This window comes from Achromobacter sp. (assembly GCF_049647645.1).
In the GTDB taxonomy this organism is placed as follows: Bacteria; Pseudomonadota; Gammaproteobacteria; order Burkholderiales; family Burkholderiaceae_B; genus Achromobacter.
Map to the genome: position 1 here is coordinate 1 of NZ_JBARYB010000286.1, position 18,059 is coordinate 18,059.

The 18,059-nt window shown below is 68.0% G+C and carries 20 protein-coding genes; 2 read left to right on the forward strand and 18 right to left on the reverse strand.

Annotation, left to right across the window (positions count from 1 at the left end):
* From WBB14_RS32530 to WBB14_RS32610, 17 genes are all read right to left on the reverse strand, one after another.
* A partial coding sequence (locus WBB14_RS32530; RefSeq protein WP_424243415.1) for an anti-sigma factor family protein occupies positions 1-240 on the reverse strand: 240 nt, incomplete at its 3' end.
* Position 241: 1 nt separating this feature from the next.
* Positions 242-754 carry an RNA polymerase sigma factor gene (locus WBB14_RS32535; protein ID WP_424243416.1) on the reverse strand — a complete coding sequence of 171 codons (513 nt, stop codon included), beginning with the start codon at positions 752-754 and terminating at the stop codon, positions 242-244.
* A 30-nt stretch (positions 755-784) separates the two neighbouring features.
* Complete coding sequence (locus WBB14_RS32540) at positions 785-1,153, reverse strand: hypothetical protein (protein ID WP_424243417.1); 369 nt, start codon at positions 1,151-1,153, stop codon at positions 785-787.
* A gap of 100 nt (positions 1,154-1,253) precedes the next feature.
* Positions 1,254-1,718 carry an N-acetyltransferase family protein gene (locus WBB14_RS32545; RefSeq protein WP_424243418.1) on the reverse strand — a complete coding sequence of 155 codons (465 nt, stop codon included), beginning with the start codon at positions 1,716-1,718 and terminating at the stop codon, positions 1,254-1,256.
* 148 nt (positions 1,719-1,866) lie between these two features.
* Entirely contained in the window at positions 1,867-2,910 is a 1,044-nt protein-coding gene (locus WBB14_RS32550; protein WP_424243419.1) for a phosphotransferase, read from the reverse strand.
* Entirely contained in the window at positions 2,907-4,130 is a 1,224-nt protein-coding gene (locus WBB14_RS32555; RefSeq protein ID WP_424243420.1) for an acyl-CoA dehydrogenase family protein, read from the reverse strand. The genes WBB14_RS32550 and WBB14_RS32555 overlap by 4 nt, the downstream gene beginning before the upstream one ends.
* Positions 4,131-4,144: 14 nt before the next feature.
* Positions 4,145-4,906: an SDR family NAD(P)-dependent oxidoreductase gene (locus WBB14_RS32560; protein WP_332013003.1), complete on the reverse strand. Its 762-nt coding sequence runs from the start codon at positions 4,904-4,906 to the stop codon at positions 4,145-4,147.
* A 34-nt stretch (positions 4,907-4,940) separates the two neighbouring features.
* Positions 4,941-5,333: a RidA family protein gene (locus tag WBB14_RS32565; RefSeq protein WP_424243421.1), complete on the reverse strand. Its 393-nt coding sequence runs from the start codon at positions 5,331-5,333 to the stop codon at positions 4,941-4,943.
* Positions 5,334-5,352: 19 nt separating this feature from the next.
* The gene (locus tag WBB14_RS32570) at positions 5,353-6,225 is read right to left on the reverse strand and encodes an alpha/beta hydrolase (RefSeq protein ID WP_424243422.1); all 873 of its coding nucleotides are present in this window, start codon (positions 6,223-6,225) and stop codon (positions 5,353-5,355) included.
* An 18-nt stretch (positions 6,226-6,243) separates the two neighbouring features.
* On the reverse strand, positions 6,244-6,957 hold the full coding sequence (locus tag WBB14_RS32575; RefSeq protein WP_424243423.1) for an ABC transporter ATP-binding protein: 714 nt from the start codon (positions 6,955-6,957) through the stop codon (positions 6,244-6,246).
* Entirely contained in the window at positions 6,950-7,729 is a 780-nt protein-coding gene (locus WBB14_RS32580; protein WP_424243424.1) for an ABC transporter ATP-binding protein, read from the reverse strand. Before WBB14_RS32580 ends, WBB14_RS32575 begins: the two co-directional genes overlap by 8 nt.
* The gene (locus tag WBB14_RS32585; RefSeq protein WP_424243425.1) at positions 7,722-8,738 is read right to left on the reverse strand and encodes a branched-chain amino acid ABC transporter permease; all 1,017 of its coding nucleotides are present in this window, start codon (positions 8,736-8,738) and stop codon (positions 7,722-7,724) included. Before WBB14_RS32585 ends, WBB14_RS32580 begins: the two co-directional genes overlap by 8 nt.
* Positions 8,739-8,749: 11 nt before the next feature.
* Entirely contained in the window at positions 8,750-9,634 is an 885-nt protein-coding gene (locus WBB14_RS32590) for a branched-chain amino acid ABC transporter permease (protein WP_332012997.1), read from the reverse strand.
* 19 nt (positions 9,635-9,653) lie between these two features.
* On the reverse strand, positions 9,654-10,559 hold the full coding sequence (locus WBB14_RS32595; protein WP_424243426.1) for a hypothetical protein: 906 nt from the start codon (positions 10,557-10,559) through the stop codon (positions 9,654-9,656).
* Positions 10,560-10,574: 15 nt separating this feature from the next.
* Positions 10,575-11,504, reverse strand: coding sequence for a ferritin-like domain-containing protein (locus WBB14_RS32600; protein WP_424243427.1), 930 nt, complete (start codon positions 11,502-11,504; stop codon positions 10,575-10,577).
* A 65-nt stretch (positions 11,505-11,569) separates the two neighbouring features.
* A complete protein-coding gene (locus tag WBB14_RS32605) occupies positions 11,570-12,751 on the reverse strand; it encodes an ABC transporter substrate-binding protein (RefSeq protein WP_424243428.1) in 1,182 nt (393 codons plus the stop codon).
* 73 nt (positions 12,752-12,824) lie between these two features.
* Positions 12,825-13,667: a GntR family transcriptional regulator gene (locus tag WBB14_RS32610; protein ID WP_424243429.1), complete on the reverse strand. Its 843-nt coding sequence runs from the start codon at positions 13,665-13,667 to the stop codon at positions 12,825-12,827.
* A gap of 101 nt (positions 13,668-13,768) precedes the next feature.
* Here WBB14_RS32610 and WBB14_RS32615 point away from each other — a divergent pair, with 101 nt between their 5' ends.
* Positions 13,769-15,061 (forward strand): hypothetical protein, encoded by a 1,293-nt coding sequence (locus WBB14_RS32615; RefSeq protein WP_424243430.1) that lies wholly within the window; start codon positions 13,769-13,771, stop codon positions 15,059-15,061.
* A 36-nt stretch (positions 15,062-15,097) separates the two neighbouring features.
* Positions 15,098-16,735 (forward strand): acyl-CoA synthetase, encoded by a 1,638-nt coding sequence (locus WBB14_RS32620; protein WP_424243431.1) that lies wholly within the window; start codon positions 15,098-15,100, stop codon positions 16,733-16,735.
* Between the two features lie 22 nt (positions 16,736-16,757).
* Here the strand turns inward: WBB14_RS32620 and WBB14_RS32625 are convergent.
* The coding region (locus tag WBB14_RS32625) for a DUF1501 domain-containing protein (protein WP_424243432.1) at positions 16,758-18,059 on the reverse strand (1,302 nt) is incomplete at its 5' end.

Consider the following 18,059-nt stretch of genomic DNA (forward strand, 5'->3'; position numbering starts at 1 on the left):
CGCCAGGGGCAGGCGCAGCGGCAGCGGCTCGTCCAGCACCGGGTCCAGCATGGCGTGCAGCAGGCGCCGCTGCTCGCGCCATTCGTCGACGCGGGCCTGGTCCTGCGGATGCGCGGCCAGGAAGGTCTCGACCTCGGCGCGGCGCGCCGGCGGCAACTGGCCGTCCGCATAGGCATGCAGGTCGGCTTCGGTAATCGGGGTGCCCGCGCCGGGCACCGCATGGAGGCGTTTCTCGTTCATGTCATTTCACGCGATGGAGCTTGCTGACGGTGTCGCGCGCGTGCATCAGCGCGCCCAGCTTCTCGCGGGCGCGCGACAGGCGCGACATGACCGTGCCCATCGGCACGTCCAGTATCCGGGCGGTTTCCTGATAGGACAGGTCTTCCACGCAGATCAGCAGCAGCACTTCCCGCTGTTCCGCGGGCAGGGTTTGCAGGCAGCGGTCCAGGTCGCGCACCTCCAGGTGGTCTGTCTGCGTGGCGCGCACCGGGGCGTCGGGCAGGTCGCCCGAGGCGGTCTGCTCGGCCCGCCGGCTGCTGGCGCGCACGCCATCGATGAAATGGTTATGCATGATGCCGAACATCCAGGCGCGCAATTCGCCGCGCCGCTGCCATCGCGAATAGCGGCTCCATGCGCGCTCCAGCGTGTCCTGGACCAGGTCGTCGGCCCGGTGGGGGTCGCCCGTCAGCCCGCGGGCGTAGCGCCGCAGGCTGGGGATGCAGGCCAGGATCAGGGCTTCGTCTTCGGCGCGCATGGGTTGCTGCGGTAGCTCTCGGACGCCGCTTCAGGGCTTGGCCGCGTGCCAGACATCCTTGAAGTTGTCGCCCGCCTTGTCGCCGGCCTTGGCGTCCTTGGCGTAGGTGTACAGCGGCTTGCCCTTGCTGGCCCATTGCTTGCTGCCGTCGTCGCGGGTGATGATGGTCAGGTCGCCCATGGGCTTGGCGTCGGCGCTGGCCATGACGGGCGGCCAGATCTTGGCGCACTGGTCATTGCAGGCGCTCTTGCCGCCGGCATCCTTGTCGAAGGTGTAAAGCGTCATGCCGGCGCTGTTGACCAGCATGCCGTCCTGGGTCTTGACGGCCTGGGCCTGGGCGCCGGCCGAAAACAGGGCGGCGGCGGAGATGGCCAGGGCTGCGGCGATGTGTTTGCGCATGGTGTGCCTCGTACGTAGATAGGGAAAGTGGGAGACTGCCCCCTACAGACGCTGCCGGTCCCGGCTTTATTCCACCCGGACGGAAAGAAGTTGCAAAGGGTCAGCCAGCCGGCCGGACCGCGCCAGGCTCGTAACGCATTTCGTGCTCCAGTTCGGTCTCCTCCACGGGGGTGAAGCCCAGCGCTTCGTAAAGGCGGCGGGCGGGGTTGCCTTTCAGTACGCTCAAGGTGACGGGGACGCCCTCGGCATCGGCCTGGTCCAGCACGCCTTCCAGCAGGCGGCGGCCCAGCCCGCGGCCCTGGAACGCGGGGTCGATCTGGATCTGGACGATGCGCCAGCTGTTGGCATCCCGGCCATGCTTGAACAGGCCGGCGGGCCGGCCGTCCAGCCAGACGATGCGGGCGTCCTCGAAGCGGTAGCGGATACGGGCCAGGTGGTGGTCGTCATCCAGCGGCGCGCCTGCTCGCAGCAGGTGCTCCTGCAGGGTGGTCTTGCGCAGGGCAAGCAGGAAGGGCAGGTCGTCTTCGGTGGCGGGCTGTAATGCCAGGGAGCAGGTCTGGGTCATGGAAGCGGGGGGAGGGAGGTAGGGGCGTCCGGCTGCCGTGCCGGCCCGATTATCAGGTTATAGAGCGGTTGCGCCCCGGGCGCCAGCCCAGCCGCCGGCGCCTGGCTCTTTGACTCCGCCCCTAGACCTGGTCCTTCAGTCCTGTCCTTCAACCGGTGTCGCCAGTGCGCGCGCATTCCCATCCCAGCTCGGCCAGCGGCTCCACCTTGGCGCCCATGGCCTGGGCGTCGTCGGCGGCGGCGTTGCCGCCCGAGGCGCGGGCGGCGACTCCTTGCAGGATGGCGGCCATGCGGAAGAAGCTGTAAGCGAGATAGAAGCCCCAATCGGCGACACCGGCCAGCCCGCGCGCCTGGCAGTACGCCGCCACGACCTCGTCCTCCGCGGGGATGCCCAAGGCGCCCAGATCGCATCCGGCCACGCCGCGCCACAGCTGCGGCGATACCCGCCAGCACATGCAGTAATAGGCCAGGTCCGCCAGCGGGTGACCCAGCGTGGAAAGCTCCCAGTCCAGCAGGGCCAGGGCGCGGGGCTCGGTGGGGTGGAAGATCAGGTTGTCCAGGCGGAAGTCGCCGTGCACCAGGCGGGTCTCGTCGCCGGCGGGGATGTTGTGGGGCAGCCAGTCGATCAGCGACTCCATGGCGGGCAGGTCCGCCGCCGGCCGGCTGTCGCGGTACTGGCGCGTCCAGCGGGAAATCTGTCGGGCATAGTAGTTACCGGGGCGGCCATAGCTTTCCAGGCCCAGGGCCGCGTAGTCCAGTTCATGCAGCGCCGCGAGCACGCGGCTGGTTTCGGCGTAGATTGCGCCGCGCTCGGCCCGGTCCAGGCCCGGCAGGGCGGGGTCGACGAAGGTGCGCCCCTGCACATAGTCCATCAGGTAGAAGGGGGTGCCGAGCAGGCTGTCGTCGGCGCAGTAGTCCAGCATGCGCGGCACGGGCACCTTGCCGCGCTCCAGCGCCCGCATGACCTGGAACTCTCGGTCGATGGCATGCGCCGAGGGCAGCAGCTTGCCCGCGGGCTGTTTGCGCAGCACGTACTGGCCGCGGGCCGTGGTCACGATGTAGGTCGGATTCGACTGGCCGCCGGCCAGGCGGCGCAGCGTCACTTCGTCGGCTTGGGCGGCGTAGCCGGCGTGTACCAGGTAGGCCGCCAGCGCGTCCTGGCCGGCGATCGTCTCCACTGCCGCGCCCGTCACGATTGCGCTCCGGCCTGTTGCTGCGCCTGCCAATGCCAGAACTCTTCGCCCTCGTCCATCAGGAATCGCGCCAGCACCATCTTGTGCACTTCCGAGGCGCCATCCACCAGCCGGGCCTGGCGCGCATAGCGGTAGATCCAGGCCAGGGCCGTGTCGCGGGAATAGCCGCGCGCGCCGGTCAGCTGGATGGCGGTATCGACCGCCTTGTGCAGCGTTTCGGAGACGACGATCTTCGCCATCGAGACTTCCTTGCGCGCGAAACTGCCCTGGTCCAGGGCGACGGCGGCGCGCATCGTCAGCAGGCGGCCGATCTCGATCGCCATGGCGCATTCGCCCAGCATCCACTGCACGCCTTCGCGCTCGGCCAGCGCGGTGCCGAAGCTCTGGCGGGTCGCCACGTACTCGCGCGCGATGGCCAGGGAGCGGCGGGCCAGTCCCAGCCAGCGCATGCAGTGCGTCAGCCGCGCGGGTCCCAGGCGGATCTGCGTGACCTTCAGGCCGTCGCCCACGCCGAGCAGGCGGTTTTCATCGGGAATTTCCAGCCCGTCGAACACCAATTCGCAGTGGCCGCCGTGCTCCTCCGGTCCCATGATGGGGATGCGGCGCTCGATGCGCCAGCCCGGCTGGTCCGCGTCGAAGAGAAAGGCCGTCAAGCCTTTGCGCGGATCGTCCGAGGTCTTGGCCATCAGGATGAAGTGCTGCGCCACGCCGGCGCCGGTGATGAACCACTTCCTGCCGTGGATGCGCCACTTGCCGTCTTGCAGGGTGGCGGTGGTGAGCATCATGGACGGGTCGGAGCCGCTGCCCGGATGCGGTTCGGTCATGGCGAACGAGGAGCGCACCTTGCCGTCGATGATGGGTTGCAGCCAGCGCGCCTTCTGCGCCTCGGTGGCGACCTTCTCCAGCACCATCATGTTGCCGTCGTCGGGCGCCGCGCTGTTGAACACCACCGGTCCGAAGATCGATACGTTCATTTCCTCGTAGCAGGCCGCCATGCCGACGCGCGACAGGCCCTGGCCGCCGCGTTCGCGCGGCATCTGCAGCGCCCATAGCCCGGCTTCGCGCGCGCGGCGGCGCAGCGGCTGCAGCACTTCCTCGCGGATGTTCTCGTGTTCGTCGTAGGAGGACGGGTCGGCCTCCACCGGCAGGATGTGCGTCTCGACGAAGGCCTTGATGCGTAGTCGGTAGCTTTCGATTTCTGGCGTGAGGCTGAAGTCCATGTTGCGTCCCGGAGTCAGAGCGTGGAAATGAGATGTCCGCCGTCCACGACCAGCACGGAGCCGGTCATGAAGGAAGAGGCGTCGGAAGCCAGCAGCAGCAGCGGGGCGGACAGCTCCCGCGCCTGTCCGAGCCGGCGCTGCGGCACGCGCCGGATCAGCGCCTGTCCCGCGTCGCTGGCGAAGAACTCGCGGTTCAGGTCGGTTTCGATATAGCCGGGCGCGAGCGCATTGACGCGGATGCCGTGGCGCGCCCATTCCAGCGCCAGGGCCTGCGTCAGCTGGATCAACGCGGCCTTGGAGGCGGCGTAGGCAGGCACCTGCTGGGCCACCCGCAGCCCCAGGATGGAGGCGATGTTGATGATGCTGCCGCCGCCGTGCGCCTGCATGTGGCGGCCGGCCGCCTGCGCCACGCGCCAGGTGCCGTTCAGGTTGACGTCGATCACGTCGCTCCAATCGGCCTCGGTGTATTCCAGCGCTGGCCGGGTGGCGGTGATGCCGGCGTTGTTGACCAGGATGTCGATGGCGCCGTCCAGGCGCTCGGACGCGGTGTCGAACAAGCTTGCGACGCTGTCGGGCTGGGTCACGTCCAGCGCGATGGCGCAAGTCCGCCGGTCCGCGGCGGCCAGTTCCGCGGCCAGTTGCTCGCCAGCCTGCAGCCTGCGTCCGGCCAGGGCCACGTGCGCGCCGGCGGCGGCCAGGGTACGCGCGAATTCCGCGCCCAGTCCGCCGAAGGCGCCGGTCACCAGGGCCCGCTTGTTGCGTAGGTCCTCGAACATGCTCACTCTCCTTCGGGCGATGCCGCCGCGGGGGTCATGCAGGCTTGTACGCCGACGCTTCCACTTCGATCAGCCACTCGGGCCGCGCCAGGGCGCGCACCACGACCAGCGTCGCGGCGGGGCGGGCCTCGCCCAGATAGGCCAGCCTGACCGGGCCCAGCAGCGGCAGCTGGCTTTCGTCGGTGATGTAGGTCACGACCTTGACCAGGTCGCCCGCGTTCATCCCCGCGGCCTCCAGCATGGCCTGGATGTTGCGCCAGGCGGCGTGGGCCTGGGCCTCGAAGCCTGCTGCGAGCACGCCTTCGGAAGATACTCCGACCTGGCCGGCGATGTGCAGCCAGCGTCCGGCGCCCTCGGTCAGCACGCCCTGGCTGTAGGGGCCCAGGGGGGCGCAGACGCCGGCGGGATTGAGTGGTTGGCCTGCCATGGAGACTCCTTGTGAAAGATCAGGCCCGGTCCGCGCCGGGCAGCAGCAGATCGAGCGTCTTGTTGAACAGCGGATAGCCGACGCCGGCGAAATCGGTCAGCAGGTCGAAATGGTTGCGTTGCGGCACCACCAGGTTCTCGACCTCGTGGCCGTGGCTGGCGCAATGCCGTGAAAAATCCCGGCTCTGTCCGCGAAATCCCTCGGTTTCCAGGGCGCCGGCCGCGAACACCATGGGTACTTCGTACAGCGTGGCGCGTTGGTACAGCCCCAGGCTGCGGGCTTCGGACACGCTCATGTGGAGGTCGCGGTTGATGGAAGTACGCAGCAGCGGCTCCAGATCGAACAGCCCGCTCAGCCCGACGTAGCCGCGTATTCGGCCGGCCAGGGCGGGAACCAGGTCGCGGCGCAAGGCCATGGCGGCCATGTGTCCGCCCGCGGAGTGGCCCGACAGCACGATGCGGCTGGCGTCGTAGCCGTGGCGCTCGCCCTGGGCGGTCAGCCAGGAGACGGCCGTGCAGGCCTCGTCGACGATGTCGGAGACGCTGGCATGCGGCGCCAGCGTGTAGTTGGGCAGCGCCACCGCCACGCCGCGCGCCAGGTAGTCGTCGGCGATGAACGAGAAGCCGTGCTTGTCCAGCGCGCGCCAGTAGCCGCCGTGGATGAAGACCAGCAGCGGCGGCGCCGGCACATGGTTGGGAACGAACAGGTCCAGCAGGCTCGACGGCCGCTCGCCGAAGCGCAGGTCCAGGCGCGCCTCGCGCCGGCCGCGCGTCTGCGCGCTGCGGCGCGCATAGGTAAAGTAGATCTCCTCGCGTTCGGGATGCCTGGCTCGCAGGTTGTACTGCGCTTCCTGCTCCGGATCGATCGCCTGCTCCTGGGAAGAAAACGTCATCGCTTCACCTGTCTCCTGTCAGGCGCCCAGGTAGGCAGCCTGTACCCGTGTATCGTCGCGCAGCGCCTGGGCGCTGCCCGAATACGCCACCCGGCCTTCCTGCAGCACGTAGCCGTAGTCCGCGGCGCTCAAGGTCAGCTTGGCGTTCTGTTCGGCGATGAACAGCGTCAGTCCTTCCTGCTTGAGCCGCCGCAGCGACAGGAAGATGTCCTTCACGACCAGGGGCGCGAGGCCCATGGAGGGTTCGTCCAGCATCAGCAGGCGCGGGCTGCTCATCAGCGCCCGGCCGATCGCCACCATCTGCTGTTCGCCGCCGGACAGCGTCCCCGCGGCCTGGCGGGCGCGCTCGGACAGCCGCGGGAACAGGTCCAGGACGAAGTCGAGATTGCGGCGGAACTCCGCCTGGCGGCGCTGCTTCAGCAGCTTGTAGCCGCCCATCTCCAGGTTTTCGCTGACCGACAAGGGCGCGAACACGCGCCGGCCTTCCGGCACCAGGACGATGCCGCGGTCGACGATGCGGTCGGCGCTCAGCGCTTCGATCGCTTCCCCCTCGAAGCGGACGCTGCCGCGCAGCGGCCGCAGCAGGCCGCTCAGGCTGCGCATGACGGTGGTCTTGCCGGCGCCGTTGGCGCCGAGCAGACAGCCGATCTGCCCGGCGGGAATCTCCAGGCTGGTCTCGCGCAGCACGTCGCCCGCGCCATACGAGGCGCACAGGTTGGTGATTTCAAGCATCGGGCATGTCCTCCCCGAGATAGGCCTGCAGCACCAGGGGATCGGCGCGCACCGCGTCGGCCCGGCCTTCGGCGATCTTGCGGCCGTAGTTCAGCACCAGGATGTCGTCGCACAGCTGCATGACGAAGCTCATGTTGTGTTCGACCAGCAGCACGCTGACGCCGCTGGCGTTCACTTCGCGTATGACTTGCGCCACCTGCGCCACTTCGGCATGCGGCACCCCCGCGACCGGTTCGTCCAGCAACAGCAGGGTGGGGTCGGCGGCCAGGGCGCGCGCGATTTCGAGTATCTTGGCCTGGCCGAAGCTCAGATCCGCGGCCAGCACGTCGGCATGGCGGGCCAGATGCAGTTGCTCCAGCCGCTGCATCGCGATGTCGCGCATCTGCCGTTCGTCGCGGCGCTGCGTGGGTGTGCGCAGCATGCAGGCCCACAGGCCGGAGCCGAAGCGCGCGTGGCAGCCCACCATGACGTTCTCCAGCACCGTCAGGTCCTTGAAGATCTGCAGGTTCTGGAAGGTGCGGGCGATGCCCAGCCTGACGCGCTGGTGCGGCGGCAGGCCGCGCACCGAGCGGCCGCGAAAGGACACCTCGCCGCGCCCCGGGTGCAGCAGGCCGGCGACGATGTTGAACAAGGTGCTCTTGCCCGCGCCGTTGGGCCCGATCAGCCCCTTGATCTGGCCTTGCCGCAGGTCGAAGGACAGGTCGGCAAGCGCGGCCAGCCCGCCGAAATTGATGCCCAGGTCCCGCACCGACAGGAAATCGTGATCAGCCATGGCGCACCTTGCCCTTTGTTGCCGCCACCGGGGATGCCGGCTGGCTGGCGGAGCGCCGGCACAGCCGCTGCGCCAGTCCCGCCAGTCCGCCAGGAAAGAACATCAGGACCAGGATCATGCCCAGCCCGAACAGCAGCAGTTCGACGTCATGGAAGGCGCGCAGCAGCTCCGGCGCCGCGGTATAGACCAGCGCGCCGAACAGCGGTCCCCAATACTTGCCCCAACCTCCGACCGCGACCATGACCAGCAGTAGCACCGACGCGGAGAAGCTGAAGGTTTCCGGCGACGCGAATTGGTTGAAGTGCACGTAGAAGGTGCCCGCCAGGGCCGCCACGGCGGCGCAGAGCACGAATATCGCGACCTTGAGCGCATAGGTGTTGATGCCCAGGCTGGCCGCGCCGACCTCGCTGCCGGCCACGCTGATCATGGCGCGGCCGATGCGCGAACGCGTCAGGTTCAGGAAGCCCCACATCAGCAGCAGGCCGGCGGCCCAGGCCAGGTAAAAGAAGCGGCGGTCGGTATCGAAGGCATAGCCCGCGACGGTGATGGGCTCGACCCCGGACAGGCCATTGGGGCCGCCGGTGAAGTCCACCAGCTCGACGAACAGCACCGACAGGATGGCATTGAATCCCAGGGTCGCCATCGCCAGGTAATGGCCGCGCAGCCGCAGCACGGGCAGGGCGATGAGCAGCGCCGCCGTGCTCGCGACCGCCAGCGCGACCGGGATGCCGACAAGGGCGGGAATGCCGTACTTGGCCGACAAGGCGCCGCTGACATAGGCGCCCAGGCCGAAGAAGCCGGCCTGGCACATGGAGATCTGCCCGCAATAGCCCATCAGCAGGTTGAGGCTGGCGATCAACATCAGGTTGATGCTGAACGTCACCGCCAGTCCCACGGCATAGCTGTTCGGCGCCACCAGCGGGAACAGCAGGAAAAGTCCCCACAGCGCCAACAGGATGCGCAGGTCGCGGTGTCCGCCATCCCCGGGCGGGCGGATTTCTGATTTCATCGTCACCCCCTTCAGACCTTGTTGATTTCGGCTTTGCCCAGCAAGCCCTGGGGGCGGTAGAACAGCACCAGCAGCAGCAGGATGAAGGACAGCGCGTCCTTGTACTGCGAGGAAATCAGGCCGCCTCCCAGCGCTTCGATCACGCCCAGCAACAAGCCGCCGAGCAAGGCGCCCTGCAGGCTGCCCAGCCCGCCCAGCATGGCCGCGCTGAAGCCCTTGAAGCCGAGCATGGTGCCGTGGTCATAGGAAGTGAAGGTCAGCGGCGCGATGATCACGCCCGCGATGCCGCCGGCCAGCGCCGCCAGCACGAAGGCCACCGTTACCGAACGCCGCACGTTGATGCCGACCAGGGCGGCGGCGTCGCGGTCGATGGCCGTGGCGCGCAGGGTCTTGCCCAGCAGCGTGCGCTCGAAGAAGAAGTGCGTACCCAGCATGAAGACCAGCGCCACGCCCATCACCCAGAAACTCTGCGGCGGAATCTGCGCCCCCGCCAGCGGCACGGGCGCATCGCCCGAAAACGCGGGATAGCCCATGGGCGTCTTGCCCAGCCCCAGCATCACCAGGCTCTTGGTACAGATGGCCAGGCCGATGCTCAGCAACGTCACCAGCAGCGGCGCGGGCTTCTTCAGCGGATGGATGATCAGGCGTTCGGATACCCCTCCCGCCAGGGCCACCAGGGCCACCGCCGCCAGGCAGGACAGCCATAGCGGCAGTTCGGCCACCGCGTAGCAGGCGGCCGCCACCATGCCGCCCATCATGACCCATTCGCCCTGGGCGAAGTTGATGGCGTCGGTGCTTTTGAAGATGACGTTGAATCCCACCGCCACGATGGCGTAGATGCTGCCGGTGGTGATCCCGGCGACCAGCAGTTGGACGATTTGCGCGGACATATCCATGGCGGGACCCCGTGCGGACTCAGTTGGGCCGGCGCGCGGCCAGCGCGATGCCCGGCAGCTCGACGCCGAATTCGGCCAGGCGCCGCGTCACCGTCTCCAGGTACGACCACAGGATCTCGTACTCCCTGTCGCGGGAAACAGCGCCCAGCCCGGCTTCGGCGGTCAGGGCATTGGCCTGGCTTTCGGCGCCGTCGGGCTCGGCCAGCCAGGGGCAGTGGTAGCCTCGCAGCTCGACTTCATTCAGATAGCCCAAGACGGCCTGGGCCACGGCGGCGCGGTCGGCGTCGGACCAGGCGGCGGCGCGTTCCGCCACATAGAGCCAGCCGAAGGTGGCGTGACGCTCCTTGGCCTGCACGCACTGTTCCAGGATGCGGCGCGCCACCGGTTCCCTGGCGTTCTCCAGATAGGCCCGGAACAGCTCCAGCTCCAGCCCGTCCTCGACCGCGGCGTGCGCAGTGAAGAAGGCGTCGGCATTGCATGCGGCGTCCAGCACCTGGCGGTGGCGGCATTGGTTGAAGATGGCTTCCTGCTGCGGGCTGGGAGGGCGGTTCAGGTAACCGCCCAGCAGCGTGGCGTAGCGATGGAAGCACTCGATCTGCCAGGCTTCCTCGGTGTTGCGCACGGTGAGGAAATACTTGGGGTCGGATTCGCGGCCGCTTTCCAGGCACAGGCGCACCAGCAGCGCCGGCGTTTCGCTCAGGCCGGCGTATTCCACCCAGGCGCGGCGGCTCCAGGTCAGGCGGGCCGCGTCGCGGACCCGGGCGTCGAGCGCGCCGATGTCGAAGCTGGCCCAGGGAATGTCGGTTTCGGGCGCCCAGCGCTGCTGCTTGCCGGTTTCGTACAGTTCGCGGATCGAGGTAATGGACTGCTTGAGCGTCAGCGGGAAGCGGCGCTCAACGGGAATTCTGGTCGTAGCTGCGTTCATGACGGGTCCTTGGATTCAGAATTCGCCGATCTTCGGGTGATGCAGCAGGGGCAGGCGCACGCCCCAGGGCTCCATCTGGCGCCGCACGCGCTGCACCGTTTCCACGAACAAGGGCTTCTCCAGTTCCTCGACGGTGGAGCCCAGTCCGGCTTCCCAGGTGACCCGGTCCACTTCCATCTCGGCGCGCGAGGCTGGGTTGTCGGGCGCCAGCCACGCGCTGTGGTAGCCGTTGAGCTCGACCTTTTCCATCATGTTGATCACGGCGTTCTCCACCACCTTGATCTCGGCGGGCGACATCTGCGGAATGCGATGGTCGAGAAAGCGCCAGCCGAACGCGCAGTGCCGCACCTCGTCGCGCATGATGCGGGCGCAGATCTGCTTGGCGACGGGATCGCGGGTGATCTCCACCAGGTGGCGGAAGACGTCGAACGCGATTTCCTCGGCGGCGCAGACCAGCGCGGCGAGGATCGCCTCGACCGACACCTCGGGGTCCAGCGCCATCTTGCGCACGCCGTGGGTGGCGACGGATCCTTGGTATGCGGCCTGGGCCGGCTGCTCCATGTAGCCGCCCAGGGCTTCGGCCATGCGGTAGCAGGCTTCCGCGTGGCGGCTTTCTTCCTGCGAGCGGATGGTGAAGAACAGGCGCAGGTCGGGTTCGCACTTGTCGTGGCAGAAGCGGATCTGCAAGGCCGGGCTTTCCGAGATCGCGCCGTACTCGCTCCAGGCGCGGCGGCTCCAGTACTGGCGGGCCGCGTAACGCTGCTCGGGCGTGTATAGCGAGGCATCGAACAGATGCCAATCGATGTCGGTGCGCGGGTCCCACTGCTTGACCGTCGCCAGGTGGTATAGATCGCGGATCTTGGGGATCCGGGTGTCCAGGTCCAGCGGAAAGATGCTTTCCGGATCGTCCAGGATCGTACGCGGCTCGGCGCTTGCTACGTTCATGACTGCACTCCCAGGTTTGCCGCGCCGGCGGCGCGCGTGAGTGGAGGTTGCGGAGACGGGGTTGCTTACTTGTAGTCGGCCAGCCGGAATTGCCCGTCCCGGTAGCCGAGCATGACGATGTCATCCTTGTCCAGGCCGGAGTGGCGCTGCGGCGAGAAATTGAAGACCCCGCCCACGCCCTGGTAGCCGGTGATGGCGGTCAGCTGTTCGCGGGTCTTTTCCTTGTCGCCGCCGCTTTTTTCCAGGGCGGCGCGGGCCAGCATCATGGCGTCGTAGGTCTGGGCCACGAACTGGTTGGGCTTGCGCTTGTAGCGGGCCTCGAAGCGCTTGCTGAGGTCGACGATGCGCGTCTTGATGGGATCGGCGTCAGGCAGGTCCTGGCCCACCGGGAACTTGACGCTAACCAGCAGCAGGTCCTTGACCGAGTCGCCGGCCAGCTTCATGTAGCGCTGGTCGACGAAGCCGTAGCTGTGCACCAGCGTGAGCTTGTCCAGGCCCAGTTGCTGCGCCTGCTTGATGAACACCACGCCGGCCGGGGTCACGGTCCAGCAGATGATGGCCTGCACCGAAGCATTCTTGATGCGCGTGAGCTGCGGGGTCAGGTCGGTGTCCGCGGGGTTGAAGGATTCGTAGGTGATGTCGATGCCGCGCTTGGCGGCCAGCCTCTTCATCTGTTCGACGGCGCTCTGGCCGAAGCCGCTGTTGTCGGCCAGCAGGGCGGCGCGCTTGATGCCTTTCTTGTCGAAGTAGTCCAGCACCCGGTCGATCACCTGGTCGTCGTCCACGGTGCTCTTGAACACGTACTTGCGTTCCGCCACAGGCATCACGATCTGCATCGAGCCTTCGGTGGAAATGAAGGGGGTGGCGGCCTTGTCGACCATCGGCACCATGGCCATGGCGATGCCGCTCATGTTGCCGCCGCCGACGATGATGTCCACCTTGTCCTGGGACAGCAGCCGCTTGGTGGCGTTGATCGCCTTGGCGGTCTGGCTTTCGGCGTCGTAGAACACCCATTCGACCTTCTTGCCGCCGATGCCGCCGGCGGCGTTGATGTCGTCGATGGCCATTTCCATGCCGGCCTTCATGTCTTCGCCGAGGAAGGCGGCCGGACCGGTCACGGACAGGATGGATCCTATCCGCACCGAGTCCTGTGCGCTGGCGGCGTGCATGCCCAGCATCAGCGCGGCGGCCGGCAGCGCGATGGCCGCGCGGCGCGAAAACTCCAGAAACGTCTTTATGCAAGTCATGGTGCTACTCCTGTACCTGATGCGGGATTTGGGGTGTGCAGCAACTTCCACGAACAGCGAAAACGTAGTTGGGCTAGTCCCCCACGCCTGAGGGGTTGCGGAACTCGAGCGAGTCCGACACCTGGTCCGTCTTGCCTGCGCCGTTCTGCAGCGGCACGCGCACCGAGTACCGGACCTGGTCCGCGCGATAGTGGGACAGGCCGGACATGACCGGCTGGTCCTGTTTGTCGAAATACACCAGGTGCCGCGTCAAGACAGGATCGCCGGGCAGCAGGCTGAGGTAATCGGCATGCTCGGCCTGCACCGCGCCGCCCTCGATCTTGAGGTTGCCGTAGGCCAGCTCGACCTGACGGCCGATAAGTTCCAGCAAGGAGCCAGCCTCGGCCTGGCGGGCGTCGATGTGCGGGATGCGGTCGACGCGCACATAGCGGTAGTCGATCGAAATCGGCACCTGCTGGACCGTGCGCAGCCGCAGGATGCTCCAGACCCGCGTGCCGGGCGCCACGTCCAGCTCGCGCGCCACGGCGTTGGAGGCGGGCTCCTGGGCACAGTGCAGCACCCGCAGGCTGAGGGGGCGGCCGTGCGCCGACCATTGGTCGATGAAGTCCATGGCCGGGCTGAACTGCTCGTCGATCTTGGGGGCGCAGACGAAGGTGCCGGACCCGCGGACCCGCCGCAGATAGCCCTCGTCCACCAGTTCCTGGATGGCCTGGCGCACCGTCATGCGGCTGACGTCGAATTGTTCGCTGAGCTCGTGGTCGGTGTGGAAGCGGTCGCTTTCCTGCTGCCAATTCAGGATCATCATCAGCACGCGCCGCTTGATCTGCACATAGAGCGGCAGAGGGGAGTCCCGGTCCAGCGCCACGGGGCTGCTGGCGACGGGGGGCTCGCTGCGTACGTTCGTAAGAGTGGACATGACAGCTGGGTTCCGGAATATGTATATAGGATTTGTATATTTGTCTAGTTAACTAGACTTTATGATATATTGATTTCGAAAGTCAAGTACGGATTAGCGATATGAATATTTCTACGCTCGACCTTGCGTTGGCACTCGCGCCCCATGGCCTGGATGCCGTCCTGTCCTTTGATCAGCCCGCCTCGCTGGACCGGGCGGATGTGCTCGTATGGGATCCCGCCGGCCTGTATCCCGTCCTGGAGGCCGCCTGCGAACGCGCCGATCCACCCGTGCTGGGAGTGGGCGCGTCGGAATGGCTGCTGGCCACCAGCCGCCATTGGCGCGAGCAATTCAAGCGGCTGTTGGCCGCGGGCGGCACGCTGGTGGTGCTGGTGCCCGCGCCGCGCACGGTGGGCGTGCACACCCTGCAGGACATCCTTCCCTACGACTGGTCCGATCCCCTCATGCCCAGGACGGTGCGCAGCCAGGCGATCGAGGGCGACGCCGCGCCCCAGCAGGCGGGCGAGCCTTTCCGCACGCTTTTCACCGAGGCCGCGCGCTGCTTCCAGCCTTGCGCGACCCTGGCCGCGGCGCCGGGCGCGAGCGTTCTGCAGACAGGGTCGGGCCTGACGCTGGCCAGCTACGCCAGCGAACCGCCCGGCCGCCTGCTGCTGCTTCCGGCGCTGGCGCCGGGGTTGGCGCAGGACGAAGCGGGCGCGGCGCTGTTCCTGCGGGAATTGTGCCGTTGCATCGATCGGCTGGGGCAGCGCAGCGGCGTGCGCCTGGCGGCGTGGCTGGACCTGCAGCGCAGCCCCGCCGACGAGCAACTGCATGGCCGCCGCGCGCAGTGTCTGCGGGAGCGCCATGCGCTCGATCTCGAACTGCAGGAACTGGACCGCGCCATGGCGGAGCGGGACTTCTTCAAGCAGTTGCTTGCCGGCGAAGGCCTGGGAGCCGGGCTCGCCGCCGCGGAAGTCTTCCGCCGCAAGGGCGTGCCGGTCCACGCCGACTGGGTCGAGAAAGACCTGCACATCGTCGAACTCGACCAGCGCAACCTCCTGGTCAAGGCGCGCCTGGCGGGCGAGCCGCTGGACGCCGCCGCCCTGCGCCGGCTGGACGAGGCCCGCGCCAGGGTGACGGACTATTTTTCCAGGCCGACACCCATCCTGGTGGTGGACTGCGCCGACAACGCCTTGCCGCCTTCCGCGCGCTCGCCGCACTGGGACGCCGCGACGCTGGCGGGGCTGGAGGATGCCTACATGCTGAGCGGCCTGCACCTGTACGGCTGGCATCTGGAAACACCCGGCGACAGCCCATCCCGCCTGCTGCAGCGCTTGATGCAGGCGGACGCGGACCTGCGCGATTCCCTGCTGCGCGCCACCTTGCGCGGCCTGTCCCCGCTTGCCGCCGCCTGATGGGCGCGGCGAGCGTTTCGCCTCTGTGAGACTCCGATGCCCGCCGACACTCCTGATCATCCAGCCCCGGATATCGAACGCAATAGCGCCAACCATCTGGCGCTTACACCGCTGAACTTCATCGAGCGCGCGGCGAAGGTCTATCCGGAGCGCACCGCCATCGTCCACGGCGCCTTGCGCCAAAGCTGGAGCCAGACCTACGCGCGCTGCCGCCGCCTGGCCAGCGGGCTGGCGCGCCTGGGCGTGCGGCCCGGCGATACGGTGGCCGTGATGGCGCCCAACATCCCGGCGCTGTACGAGGCCCACTTCGGCGTCGCCATGGCGGGCGCGGTGCTCAATGCCCTGAACACCCGGCTGGACGCGGACACGCTGGCCTACATCCTGGACCACGGCGCAGCCACGGTGCTGCTGACGGACCGCGAGTACGCGCCGGTCATGGCGCAGGCGCTGGCCAGGACCCGCAGGCGGATCCGGGTGGTGGACATCGACGATGCCGTGTACGACGGGCCGGGAGAACTGATCGGGGAAATGAGCTACGAGGCGCTGCTGGACACAGGCGACGCCGCGACCGAAATCCCCTGGCCGGCGGACGAATGGCAGTCGCTGTGCCTGAACTACACCTCCGGCACCACCGGCAGGCCCAAGGGCGTGCTGTACCACCATCGCGGCGCTTACCTGAACGCGATGGGCAACGCCCTGGCCTGCGACATGCGCCAGCATGCCGTGTACCTCTGGACCTTGCCGATGTTCCACTGCAATGGCTGGAGCTTTCCCTGGACCATCGCTCTGCTGGCGGGAACCAACATCTGCCTGCGGCGGGTCGAGGCCGGGGCCGTCTTCGACGCCATCCAGGCGCACGGGGTCGATTATTTCTGCGCCGCGCCGGTGGTGCTGGGCATGCTCATCAACAGTCCGCCGGAGATCAAGCGCCGCGCCGCACGTCCGGTGCAGGTGCTTACGGGCGGCTCGCCGCCGCCGGCCGCCGTCATTGCGGCGATGGATGAACTGGGCATAGACGTCACGCATCTGTACGGCCTGACCGAGAGCTATGGCCCGTCGATCAGTTGCGCCTGGCACGAGGCCTGGAACGATCTGCCGCTGGACCAACAGGCCGCGCTCAAGGCGCGCATCGGCGTGCGCAAGCACACGATGGAACAGGTCCGCGTGCTGGATCCCGCCACCCTGGACCCCGTGCCGCCGGACGGCGTCACCGTGGGCGAAATCATGATGCGCGGCAACACGCTCATGAAGGGCTATCTGAAGAATCCCCAGGCCACGGCCGAAGCCTTTGCCGGCGGCTGGTTCCATACCGGCGATCTGGGCGTGGTGCATCCCGACGGCTATATGCAGATCAAGGACCGCGCCAAGGACATCGTGATTTCGGGCGGCGAGAACATCTCGACAGTCGAGGTCGAGGAGGCGCTGTACGCGCACCCCGCCGTGCTGGAAGCGGCGGTGGTGGCGCGGCCCGACGCCAAATGGGGCGAGACGCCCTGCGCCTTCGTCACGCTGAAAGACGGCTGCGCCGCGACCGCGGACGAGTTGGCCGGCTTCTGCCGCGACCGGCTGGCGGGCTTCAAGGTGCCGCGCACTTTTGTGTTCGGTCCGCTGCCCAAGACCGCCACCGGCAAGATCCAGAAGTACCTGCTGCGCGAACAGGCGCGGCAGCTGTGAGTCCGCCGCTTTCGGCGCGGTCCTAGGCGCGCGGCAGCAGGTCCAGCGCCTGCGCGTCGAAGCGCCGCAGGTTCGGGAACACCAGGCCCAGGTCCTCGCGGCCGGCGCCGAACCAGGCGCCCAGGGACGCGCCCAGCTGGTCCACGGCCAGGGTGGGCAAGAGGCGGCCGTTGTCGACGAAACCGGGGCCGTCCAGGGCGATTTCCGGATGGCTGCCGTAGTAGCGTCCGCCCTGGACGGCGCCGCCCAGCACGAAGTGATGCGAACCCCAGCCGTGGTCGGAGCCGTTGCCGTTGGAGCCCAGGGTGCGGCCGAATTCGGAGGCGGTGAACGTGGTCACCTGGTCCGCCACGCCTATCGCCGACAAGGCCTGCTGGAATGCGGCCAGGGCCTGGCCCAGTTCCTTGAGCAGGGCGGGGTGGGTGTCGTTCAGGCCGGCGTGGTTGTCATAGCCGTTCTGCGACACGAAGAAGACCTGGCGCCGTGCGCCCAGCGCCTGCCGCGCGGCGATGATACGGGCGACGATCTTCAACTGCTGCGCAAGCGGCGATGAAAAATCGCCAGGCACGGCTACGTCCGCAAGGGCCGCGCGCAGGCGCGCGTCGGCGTCGATGGACTGCGCGGCGATACGCGACATCTCGCGCTCCATCAGATGCTCGCGCGGTTGCGTGATCAGTTGGCGCAGCAAGGCCGTGCAGGCGCTGGAGCCGTACATGTCGCGGGTCAACAGGTCGATGCGGGTGGAGCCGTGGATGCCCACCCGGTATCCGGCGATCTTGCGCCCGGCCAGCAGCACGCTGCTGCCGCCAGCGGTAATGCCCGTGAAGGTGCGTTGCGCGTTGGCGTCGGCGTACAGGTCCGTCAGCCGGCCCGCCCAGCCCGATGCGGCACCCTCGGGCGCCAGCGCCTGCCAGTACGACTGCTGGTCGTTGTGCGAGAACAGCTTGGGCGGCAAGGGCACGCGCGCGCCTATGTATTCCTGCTTGGACGTGGGCACGACCAGCGGGCCTATGTTCAGCAGCACCGCCATGTCGCCGCTTTCGTACAAGGGCTTGAGCGGCGCCAGCGACGGCGCCAGCGCGAACTGGACGCCGCCGGGCGCGGGCTGCTTGCCGCGCAACGCGGTGGCCTGCAGGGCATCGCGCGGCAGTGCGATATCGGTGCGGGCCTGGGCATAAGCCTTGTATGAGGCCGCGTCGTAGGGCACCAGCGAGTTGTAGGGGTCGTTGCCGCCGTACAGGAACACGCAGACCAGCGCCTTGTAGGTAGAGGCTGGCGCCGATTGCGCCGCCGCCGCGCCCAGGGCAGCGAGGTTCAGCGCCAG